Below are 2473 nucleotides of genomic sequence, written 5' to 3'. Positions count from 1 at the left end.
CAGCTGGTCGCTGGCCGGAGGAACCGCCGTGGGTGCCAGCCGATTCCAGCTCGCCGCCTTGCAGTATGCGCACGGCTTTGGCGGCGACAAGACACTGAGCCTCGAAGCCATTGCCGGCAATCGCTACCAGGCATTCAGCGCCGGGCTTACCGGCCTGCTCGGGCATTTTGGCGCGCTGGAAGTGGATGCAGCCGTGTCGTCCTACCGCGATGGCGACAGTCGCGAGCAAGGCGCCAGCATGCGCCTGCTCTGGGCGAAAGCCATCGCAGCCACCGGCACCTCGGTGCAGATGATAGGCGCGCGCCACGCCTCCCCCGGCTTTATGGACATGAATGCCGCCATTGCGCAAAGCAGCGCCGCTACCAGCCGTCGCAGCTTCCGCGAAAAACACCAGCTGCAGCTGCAGTTCTCGCAAAGCCTGGGCCCGCTGCAACTCAATGCCAGCCTGGCGCATCGCAGCGCATGGGATAGCGACCAGACCCAGCTGACCCGCTCGCTGAGTGCGGCCATGAAGATCGGTCCGGGCAATCTGACCTTTTCCATCGACCGTAGCCGTGGCACGCAAGGCCCGCTCAGCCAGCGCTGGACCCTGGACTGGCAGATGCCGCTATGGCCGGAAAGCACCGGCAGCCGTGGTAGCCTGTCCTTGCGCCGCCAGCAGAGCCCGTCCGACGGCAATGCCGACCAGCTCAGCATCTCCGGCGGCGACAGCCTGCGCTACAACGTCTCGGCCAGCGATGGAAAACGGCGCGAGCTTGACCTGTATCTGTCGCGCAGCGGCAGCTTCGGCAATGGCAGCGCCTCGATCAGCCACAGCGATGGCAATACCAGCTATAGCGCCAGCCTCAATGGCGGTCTGGCCATCCATGGTGATGGGCTCACGTTCGGCCAGCCGCTCGGGGAATCATCGGCGCTGGTCTACACCGGCGGCGTGGCCGGCGTGGCAGTAGCCGGCCAGACGGATGTGGTGTCCGATCGGCGCGGCTATGCCCTGCTGCCCTGGCTCGGTGCCTACCGCGAAAACGAGATCCTGCTGGACCCCTCGGCCACACCCGATCGCCGGCTGACGGAAATCGAGGCGACATCGCGCATCCTGGTGCCGTCGCGCGGCGCCCTGGTACGCGTCGACTTCAAAGCCAGCCGCGGTCTGCCGGTCCTGTTCACCATCGTCCAGGCCGACGGCAAGCCGGTACCGCTGGGCGCGCGGCTCGATCTGGGTGGTGCGGGCAGCAGCTGGGTTGGCCAATCGGGCATGAGCTATGTACTGGCCAGCGAAGGCGCAGACAAGGGCGTAGTGATCTGGGGCACACACCGCTGCGCATTCACCTTCTCGCTGACAGCGAGCGATACCCTGCAACGACGCGAGCTGACCTGCCATGAATAAGCCTGCCTACCCGCTATTCGCCCTGCTGCGCCTGATGCTGGCCTGCCTGTTGGTCCACTCGGCCTTTGCCGATTGCTATACCGGGCCAGCCAACGGGTCGGCACTGAGCCAGACCATGACCATCAGCCTGCCGGCAGTCACCTACAACCTGCCGCTGGCCAACAATACCGTGCTGGCATCGACAACCGTGGCCAATGCCAGCTCCAGCGATGGCACCTCTGGCACCTTTGTTTGCCGACAGGACAATATCAATAACTACACCACGGTACGCGGCAGCTGGAGCGGCAATTCCGGCACTCAGGCGGGCTTTTACCGCATTGCCGGCGGGCTGTATCTGCGCCTGACCTTTACCAATCGCAATGCGCGCTACCCGTTCGGGCCGCTTGACCTGAACGGCGCCAATGGCACCTCGATGGCCCAGCTGGCCGAACTGGTCTACGTCAATGACGGCAGCGGCAATCCACGCCTGCCCGGCGGTTTTGCCAATACCGAAGTCGCCTCGTTTGCCGAGCCCAATTGCGTCAGCAACCCCTCCAGCTATCTTGGCCTCAATTGCCTCAATGTACGCATCCGCCTCAGCGTCGGCGCGGTGATGCCGGATTCATCCTGCACCGCCAATGTGCCCAGCGCGGTCAGCCTCGGCACCCTGCGCAGCGACCAGGTTTCCAATACCACGTGGGCAGTCACGTCTTTCCAGGCTTCGCTCAGCTGCAGCGTGACACCGACCGTGTCGATGACCCTCACCGGCCCGGCATCGAGCAGCGGCATCCGGTTTGCCAATACCGGCACAGCCAGCCCTTTGTGGCTGCTGCTCAGCTATGCCGGACAGAATCTCAGCAGCGGCCAGTCATTCAGCCTGCCCGCCAGCGGCGCAAACAGCAGTTGGACCTTTGGTGTGTCGACCTTCTCGAATACACCGAGTGTTCAGCCAGGAACCATCCAGGTGCCGGTTACATGGACGATTGTCTATCAGTGACCGGCGCCGGATGCAGGACCGGCAGCCTGCAAGGAGCCGGATTTCGGGCGTACGCCCATATACGTAGGAAACATAATAATGTCCCGCATTTTACCTTTGGCCGCTCTATTGGC

The 2473-nt window shown here is 63.9% G+C and carries 2 protein-coding genes; both read left to right on the top strand.

Features of this window, described 5'->3' with window-relative positions:
* The coding region (locus ACE3OH_RS08825; RefSeq protein WP_374350977.1) for a fimbria/pilus outer membrane usher protein at positions 1–1384 on the top strand (1384 nt) is incomplete at its 5' end.
* The gene (locus ACE3OH_RS08820) at positions 1377–2360 is read left to right on the top strand and encodes a hypothetical protein (RefSeq protein WP_374350975.1); all 984 of its coding nucleotides are present in this window, start codon (positions 1377–1379) and stop codon (positions 2358–2360) included. The genes ACE3OH_RS08825 and ACE3OH_RS08820, both read left to right, overlap by 8 nt.
* Positions 2361–2473: the final 113 nt, after the last annotated feature.

Source organism: Chitinimonas sp. (assembly GCF_041904975.1).
In the GTDB taxonomy this organism is placed as follows: Bacteria; Pseudomonadota; Gammaproteobacteria; order Burkholderiales; family Chitinimonadaceae; genus Chitinimonas.
This window is presented reverse-complemented; position numbering and strand designations above follow the sequence as displayed.